This is a genomic window from Ruminococcus sp. AM31-15AC (assembly GCF_003462045.1).
In the GTDB taxonomy this organism is placed as follows: Bacteria; Bacillota; Clostridia; order Oscillospirales; family Ruminococcaceae; genus Hominimerdicola; species Hominimerdicola aceti.
Genome location: NZ_QTYG01000075.1, coordinates 1 through 8054 on the forward strand (window position 1 = coordinate 1; position 8054 = coordinate 8054).

Below are 8054 nucleotides of genomic sequence, written 5' to 3' on the forward strand. Positions count from 1 at the left end.
TCGAGGGCGCCAGCCCCTACAAGCGTGATAGGATAGTTTTTTGTTCTGTCCTACAATGGTTGTAATCGTGGACTTGTTTCTTCGACGGGCGAACGCTGTTCGCCCCTACCATGCGTTGTGGGGTTATTAAGGTTTGTGGGATAAACAATAATGCGAAACGTCGAGGGGTCGGGACGTCGGATTTCTGCAAAGCAGAAATTGCGCCGCTCCCCTACAGATTTGTAAAAAAATGCGGTCAATATTCAATTTTCAAGTTGCGTTCGGGGTGCGACATTGGGTATTATGCCCTTGGTTGCGTATACACAAAATATCAAATGCACACCCACGCTTTGACACAAGTTCTCTACAGCCTGTTCCAGAAACGCACCTCGGTTTCACTAAGTCGCAGGGCTTGTACGTGCCCGCAAGTATCAAAACGCTTTCTACTTATACACGAAAAGTACCACTTTTGTTGCATAAAAAATGCAACAATTGCAGAAATGTTGCCAAATTAAAAGATAAATCATTTGTTTGCATAAATTTGTAATGATAAATTTGTGCATATTGACATTGCGTGAATAAATCTGTAAATGCTGTAAAAAATAAATGCAGATTTTCAGGAGGTGATCTTATGAGAACAATGAGAAATCTGCTTGTGAAAAAAGCTGTGGTGACGGTGCTGGCGGTGGGAGTTTCGCTGGCGGCGGTTAATGCCTTTTGGGGCGGTTCGGACAGTGCGCTCTCTCAGCTTGGGTCTAGCGGCAGTGAGGTTAGGGCTATTCAGGAACGCCTTAAAGAACGTGGTTTGTTCAACGACTCTGTGACGGGATACTACGGCGAAAAGACCAAAGCCGCTGTGATAAAATTTCAGAAACAGCAGGGGATAAGTCAGACTGGAACGGCAGGTCCGCAGACGCTTCGTGCGTTGGGCATTTCTATCGGCTCTGTGCCGTCGGCTACGGAACAGAACATCAATCTTTTGGCGAGGATAATCTCTGCCGAGGCCAGGGGCGAGCCTTATGTGGGACAGGTGGCTGTGGGTGCGGTGATACTCAACCGCATTGAACACCCTTCTTTCCCTGACACGCTTTCGGGGGTAATTTACCAAAACGGCGCTTTTACGGCGGTGGTGGACGGACAGTTCAACGAGCCTGTTGCCGCTTCAGCTTACAATGCTGCCCGTGACGCTTTGAACGGCTGGGACCCCACAAACGGCTGTGTTTACTACTACAATCCTGCTAAGACTTCAAACGCTTATATGCACGCTAAGCCTACGGTGACGGTTATTGGAAGCCATAGGTTTTGTATGTGAAAAAAAAGCCGCCCTGCGCAGTGCAGAGCGGTTTTGTGCTATTTATGTACGAAAAAGTAATCGCTGCCGTTTAGGGATATTGGTATGGAATAGAGGATATCGTCGGAAAAATAGCTGGTGATATAGCCTGCTATATCGGCGAGCTTTTCGGTGTCGGAAATGTCTATGGCATAGGCGTCTACATATGAGGTCTTGCCAGTTATGGCTATTCTTACATCATTTATATGGAAAACGTCTTTTACTTCTTCAAGTATCTCTCTTGGGCTTCTGTAGCCGGAGGTGACTTCTGCTTTGCCGTCGAGGTTTATTGTGACTATTGACATATTAACTATCTCTCCTGGGCTTCTGTAGCCGGGGGTGACTTCTGCTTTGCCGCCGAGGGTTATTGTGACTATTGACATATCAACGTTACAGCTTTGCAGAAGCTCTTCCATTTCCTTGATGTTGTGTTCGTAAAGCACTGTTACCTCACATCTGTTGCCTTGATCATAAATGCTGCAGGAGGTGAAAGTTGGGCGGTAACCCATTTCTTCCAGGTCGCACAAAAGATTTGATACTTTATACGGATTTGTTATAGGCGTATCGCTGATGGGGAGATCGCCTGTCGGCTCTGGGTAGGCGGTGTGGACGTCCACAAGGTCGATATTTACGCCGTATGCTTGGAGGTAAGCTTTTGTGCAGGTGACGTCATTTTCGGTGTTCACTGTTACATCAAGGTAGGTTTCATGGTTTTCGGCGGAGATTATGCCGAAGTCTGAGGTTCTTGAATTTAGTGCGGAAAGTATTATGTCAAGATCGTCTGTGTTTTCAAGGTCGGTGAGGCGTTCGGTAAAGGTCGGTATCTCTATATCTGCCGCTTCATATGTGCCAAGCTCGTCTTCGGTGAGCTGTTTATCGGTCTGTTCGTCAGAGTCGGTCTGTGAACTGTCATTGTGGATATAAGTTCTTTGCTCAGGAACTGGACCTTTACTCACAAACAGGTTGACTTCTTGCCCTGCTTGTATTTCTTCCCCTGCGGCAGGCTCGGTATTCATGACAGTTTCGGCGGCGACAGTATCGCTATATCTATCACGTCTTACGGGCGTGCCGCCTGCCTGTGCGATAAGCTTTTCGGCTTCGGCATAGGTCTTGTTGATAACTTTCGGCACTGTGATATGCTGTGGGGTCTGGGGCGGCTGTGTTGTGGTATCGGTGGAGGCTGTTGAGGGGGCAGGGGTGGTGGCGTCGATATCGGGCTTTAAAAGTCCGCTGAATGCGAATGCTCCCACTGCTATGGCGGCGCAGGCTGCTGCTGCGGCTATGCCGATGGATTTTCTTCTAAGCTTTATAGGCTGGGGTTTTGTTTCTGTGTGTGCGCTGTCGGCTGAGTTGGTGATAAAGGCTTTATTGTCTATTTTTTGCAGGATAGCGTCAAGATTTTCAGACTTGCTTTCGCTGTGGGACTTTTTCATTATATCTGTCATTTTCATTGCTTTGTTCCTCCTTTTCACAGTATGTTTTTTTCAGCTTGTCAAGGGTGCGGTATAGTCTTGATTTTACGGTGGACTGGGACAAGCCCAGACATGACGCGGTTTTCTTGATAGTATAGCCGTACTGATAATGCAGTACGAAAATGCGGTAGGTGGTATCGTCGGAGCTTTTGAGATAGCTCATCACCTGCTCATAGTCGAAAAAGTCGGCGTTTTCAAGGGTAGCAAGGGCTTTTTCATCGGGGATATTCAGGTCGGTGATATCCTCGAATGTGGCTTTGGGCTGTTGTCTGTAATGGTCTGCAACATAATGCTTGGCTATACGCAGGACGTAATGCCTGACGTTTTTTATTTTCCCCTCAGTGGTGATAAGGGAGCGGTAAAAATCAAGATACACGCTTTGGAGTGCGTCTTCTATAAGCTCTCTGGTGGGAAACTTTGAGGTGAGATAGCAGTTTATATAATCGTATGTATCATTATAAGCCTGCACGAATGTATCTTTTAGTTCTGTTCCCATGGTTTTTCCTCCTTCCTTTTTTTGCTCTGTGAGCTTTCACCCTAATAGTCGGGAATTTTGCTGAAAAAGTTTCAGCTTTGTGAAAAGTTTTTTGTAAAGAAAAAGGACGGCAGAAGCCGTCCTGAGAGTGCGTGCTGGGAATAGCCCCGACTAAGCGGGACGTCGCATTTCTGTGAAACGGAAATTGAGCCGTTCCCCTACAATAAACGTTTTTGTACTATGCTATATTTTAGTCTACAGAATAATATTTCTGAAGTCTTGTTTTGAATATCTCGCAGATGATATTTGCAGCTACTCCTGCTGTGAATACAGATACGAAAAGTATCAGAAATACTTTTGTTGCTTTGCTCATGTTATCTTCCTCCTGTAATTCTGTGACGCTGTTTTTACAGCCCTTTTCTTTAGGTCTATTATACTATAATCTTGCTCTGATTGCAAGCGGTTTGTGAAAAAATACGGCTTTTTATAAAAATATTTGCAAAAATCAAAGCATTGTGTTATAATATCTCTATGTGTTATATTTTTATGTAATGAGGAAATTTTAAATGGCAGAAACAGGCAAACAAAGCAGCTATAAAAAGCTGTTTTCAAATACTCTGGTGTTCGCTATAGGCTCGTTCAGCTCAAAAGTTCTTGTGCTGTTGCTTGTGCCTATATACACCAACTATCTTACTACGGCTGAGCTGGGCGTTACGGACGTTCTCACTCAGATAGCTAACTGGATAATACCTCTTGTGACCATGACTATCACGGAGGCTATAATCAGATTTGGTCTTGACAAGGCTTATGACAAGGTAAAGGTCTTTACTCTTGGCAATCTTATATGCTTCTTTGGTCTGGCGGTGTTCGGTATTTTGCTGCCTATTGTGTCGCTGACGGGCATTGCTGACAAGTATATTGGCGGATACAGCTTGATACTATATATATATGTATTCACATCAAGCATGAAGTCGCTGTATTCAACTTTCGTGCGTGCAATGGAGCAGGTGAAGCTGTTTGCTTTTAACGGCATACTGACCACGTTCTTTACGCTGTTTTGGACGGCTTTGTTTTATATGGTGCTCCCTGAGGGATTTCTCGGTCACGGCACAGGTATCGAGAAGTATTTGCTCGCCACCATTCTTTCTGACCTTATCTCGGTGGTATTTCTCACGTTCAAGTCAAAGCTTTGGAGATATATAAACTTCAAGGATATTGACAGGGAGCTTTTGCAGGTAATGCTTCAATACTCTGTGCCTCTTATCCCTGCTCAGCTTTTGTGGCTCATAACAAACAGCTCGGATTCATTTATGACTACCCACTATCTTGGCTCGGACTACAACGGCGTGCTGTCGGCGGCTTACAAGATACCTAACCTTGTGTCAACGGTATATCTTATGTTCGGTCAGGCTTGGAATATGTCGGCGATAACGGAGGACGATTCTGATGACAGAGATTCCTTCTATGAGAACGTTTTTGACTTCAATCAGAGCCTTTTGTATATCCTTGTGGCAGGCTGTCTGCTTATCGTTCAGCCTGTGACTAACTTCTGGATAGGCGCAGATTTCCGTGACTGCGTGAAATACTCGCCTATCATCATATATGCGACCATTTATTCATGCTTCACCACTTTTATGGGGTCTATTTATCTTGCTTCAAAGCAGACGAAGAGGTCACTTTTTACGAGCCTTGTTTCAGGCGTGATAAACGTGGGGCTGAACGTTATCCTCATACCCAGGATAGGACTTTACGGTCCGCCTATATCCACGGTTGCGGCTTACATGACGGTTTTCATCATAAGAGCCATAGACTCGAGAAAGCTAGTGCCGTTCAGGATAGATATGAAAAAGATGATAGTGAACAACATCGTTATCCTTGTGATGATGTTCATTTGCCTTTTTGAAACTGACCTTATGCACCACATTCCGCTTTACGGAGTGGTGGCACTGCTTTTCTTTGCGGTTTTTATACTCAACCGAAAGGCTGTGGAGAGCATATTCTACAAGGTGCTTCCTGCAAGGATAGCTTCACATTTTGTGAGCCTTAGCACTGCAAAGCTTTGCGCAGTTATAGGCGGCCTGGCTGTATTTGTACTCATAGACTTGCTCACAAGGGGCATTATTGTGTATGCTTTGCTGCTGGCAGGCTTTGTCTTTGCAATATACAAAAACAAGAACAGGCTTATGTATATCTTTATGGTGCTTATGCCGCTGAGTCTAGTTTTCAGGCACGGCATGGTATGGGCAGCGGTGGCATTTCTGATACTGGCGGTGGCTGTTATTATCAAAAATCGCAGGCCAGCAGATGTTTTCATTGGCATTGCGGCACTTGATATACTGCTTGGTGCGGCGGCAGGACTTTGGTTCGGCGTGCTTGCGGCGGCGGTGCAGACACTTGTATGTGGCTTTATATTCCGCAGACAGATATGGGATAAGCTTATTGAATGGGCATATAAAAAGCGGTAGAGATACTGCGTTTTATAGATAAAGGGGCTATGCTCCTATTACACCAATGGAGGTTTTTATCATGGCAGAATTGAAATTTGAGATCACAGAGCGTATAGGCGTACTTTCTGAAAACGCTAAGGGCTGGACAAAGGAGCTTAACAAGGTTTCCTGGAACGAGAGAGAGCCTAAATATGACCTGAGAGAATGGAATCCAGACCACAGCAGAATGGGCAAGGGTATCACTCTTACTGACGAAGAAGTGGAAACTCTCAAGGCTATTCTCAACGGTGAGGAGATAGAGGACGATATCAACGAGGCTGATATTCTTTAAAAAATTGTAAATGTTCGGTAAACAGTTAAATGATAATCAATTGTTAATCATGAGTTTAAAAATGTTTGCTATAATTTCCGAGAAGAACAATTAAACGGCGGAGTTGTGCGTTATTTCATGCACGGCTGCCGCCGGAAGCTTGCACATAAAAGGCGTTTCGTATCAGTATTTAAAGGACACGGAACGCTTTGAACGTACAGGGCAAGTAATAATATATTCGGAGGGAATTATAGTTATATGGAACAGCATGGCATTAGCAAGCTTGATCTCAAGAGGCGCAACCGTATGCAGGTCCTCAAGATACTCAAGCAGAGAGGCCCTACTTCCCGTATCGACATTGCGGGAACTTTAGAGCTTACAAGAGCCGCTGTCACGATCATAACAAATGAAATGATCGAGCAGGGGATAATACAGGAAATAGGCGAATACAAGCACGTTACAGAAAAAGCTCCGAGAGGCAGAAAAAAGATACTTATCGACATAAATCACCACTACAAGTTCGTTATAGGCGTAACGGTAGAGGAGGATATCGTAAGCGTTGGTCTGTCAACTCTGGCAGGTGCAGTTCTCGATAAGAGAAACCTGGCTATCAACGAAAAGACGGACTACAGCACTATTTTTGATTTCACTGAGAAGTCTATAAACGAGGTACTGGGCGACAACTGCCTTGACAAGAACTCTATTCTCGGCATCGGTTTCGGTATATTCCCGACTATGTATTCAAGACTTGGTATCAGTGTTGAAGATGGCGAGCCTGATTATGCTAAGCTAAAGGCTGCAATAAGAGAGAAAACTGAGCTTCCGCTGGTTTTTGACAACTCTGTAAAGGGTACGGCTATGGCAAATATCGACTTCCTTAAAACAAAGGATATAAACAGACACAACATAGCCTTTTTGCAGTATGGCAACACTATGCACTTTGTTGTGACGAATCTTAACGATCCGATCGTTTCATATGATAACAGAACTAACTTCGTGGATAAGATGATAATCAACCCTTATTCTGACAGGACTTGTCCTTGCGGAAGAAGGGGCTGTGTTGAGAGTGAACTCACTCCATCGGCTACTATGTCAAAGCTTAGGGAAGTATTTTCTGCTGAAAAGACGCCTTTTCTCTATGAGGCGGCAAGGGGAAGCTTTGAGAATGTCAATCAGGATATGATAACGATGGCATACGAGAAAGACGACAAGGCTGTAAAAGAGATACTTAACGGCGAGCTTACGCTGTTAGCGGTGCTTCTTAACAACTTGTATTTTTCTACCAATCCACAGAAGATAGTGCTTCATCAGTTCAAATTCCAGAATGAAAAGGCGTTCCAGAAATTAAAGGACGCTGTGACAGAGATAGGCGGAGCGCTTGTTTCAAGCAAGATCGAGCTTTCTATTATTGAGGACAAGCACAGATTCCTGTCAGGCTGTGCGCTTGCAATAAGAGAATTGTTCTTTAACAGGGGCGGATTTGATACATCTTCTAATAATTAAGAGCATCAGAGCAGGGCATTGCCCTGCTTTTTCTTTTATATATAGTATAAAATGAACAACATAGTGAAAAATATCTAAATTATCGGGTAGAAAATGTATAAAATAGAGAAACGATGAAAAAGCTATTGACAAATGTCGCTGTAGATGATAAAATATATAAGTCGCTTGACGAGAGCGATGAATGTGAAGAAAGTGATGACGATGAACACTTTTCGAAAGAGTTCAAACGAATTCACAAAGAATTCACAAAGAAAAGTCTTGACAAAGCTTAGCTAATATGATATAATAGATAAGCTGATTTAAGACAGCACATTAGAAAACACGAAAAAATCGGAAGTCAAAAAACTTTTTTGAAAAACTTCAAAAAAGGGGTTGACAAAAGATAAAAAGTGTGATATAATGTAAAAGTTGCACGACACAAAAGAGTGTAACGAAACAGCATCTTGAAAATTGAACAAAGACGAATAGTACGAAACCCTTGAGAGATTCTTTTGAGAAAAAGAATTAAAGTCTAACATAAAGACGTAAAAGAAATGTA

At 43.6% G+C, this 8054-nt stretch carries 8 protein-coding genes; 5 read left to right on the top strand and 3 right to left on the bottom strand.

All coding sequences use genetic code 11. The annotated features are described in order from the left end of the window. The first annotated feature begins 619 nt into the window (after nt 1–619). Nucleotides 620–1291, top strand: a complete 672-nt coding sequence (gene sleB, locus DW793_RS13280; protein ID WP_117898155.1) for a spore cortex-lytic enzyme — start codon at nt 620–622, stop codon at nt 1289–1291. Nucleotides 1292–1329: 38 nt separating this feature from the next. On the opposite strand, the gene DW793_RS13285 is transcribed toward sleB, so the two are convergent. The 3 genes from DW793_RS13285 to DW793_RS15720 form a co-directional block, all read right to left on the bottom strand. Next, a complete protein-coding gene (locus DW793_RS13285) occupies nt 1330–2760 on the bottom strand; it encodes a PASTA domain-containing protein (protein WP_118158426.1) in 1431 nt (476 codons plus the stop codon). Then, on the bottom strand, nt 2711–3277 hold the full coding sequence (locus DW793_RS13290; RefSeq protein WP_118158427.1) for a sigma-70 family RNA polymerase sigma factor: 567 nt from the start codon (nt 3275–3277) through the stop codon (nt 2711–2713). Before DW793_RS13290 ends, DW793_RS13285 begins: the two co-directional genes overlap by 50 nt. 229 nt (nt 3278–3506) lie before the next feature. Next, nucleotides 3507–3629 carry a hypothetical protein gene (locus DW793_RS15720; protein WP_022287987.1) on the bottom strand — a complete coding sequence of 41 codons (123 nt, stop codon included), beginning with the start codon at nt 3627–3629 and terminating at the stop codon, nt 3507–3509. 193 nt (nt 3630–3822) lie between these two features. Between DW793_RS15720 and DW793_RS13295 the strand changes: the two genes are divergently transcribed. The 4 genes from DW793_RS13295 to DW793_RS14820 all read left to right on the top strand — a co-directional run bounded on the left by DW793_RS13295 (nt 3823) and on the right by DW793_RS14820 (nt 7788). Next, nucleotides 3823–5721 carry a lipopolysaccharide biosynthesis protein gene (locus tag DW793_RS13295; protein WP_118158428.1) on the top strand — a complete coding sequence of 633 codons (1899 nt, stop codon included), beginning with the start codon at nt 3823–3825 and terminating at the stop codon, nt 5719–5721. 61 nt (nt 5722–5782) lie between these two features. Next, the gene (locus DW793_RS13300) at nt 5783–6034 is read left to right on the top strand and encodes a YdbC family protein (protein ID WP_022287989.1); all 252 of its coding nucleotides are present in this window, start codon (nt 5783–5785) and stop codon (nt 6032–6034) included. Nucleotides 6035–6271: 237 nt separating this feature from the next. Beyond that, nucleotides 6272–7516 carry an ROK family transcriptional regulator gene (locus DW793_RS13305; protein ID WP_022287990.1) on the top strand — a complete coding sequence of 415 codons (1245 nt, stop codon included), beginning with the start codon at nt 6272–6274 and terminating at the stop codon, nt 7514–7516. Nucleotides 7517–7629: 113 nt separating this feature from the next. Continuing rightward, nucleotides 7630–7788: a hypothetical protein gene (locus DW793_RS14820; protein ID WP_181988381.1), complete on the top strand. Its 159-nt coding sequence runs from the start codon at nt 7630–7632 to the stop codon at nt 7786–7788. The last annotated feature ends 266 nt before the right edge of the window (nt 7789–8054 follow it).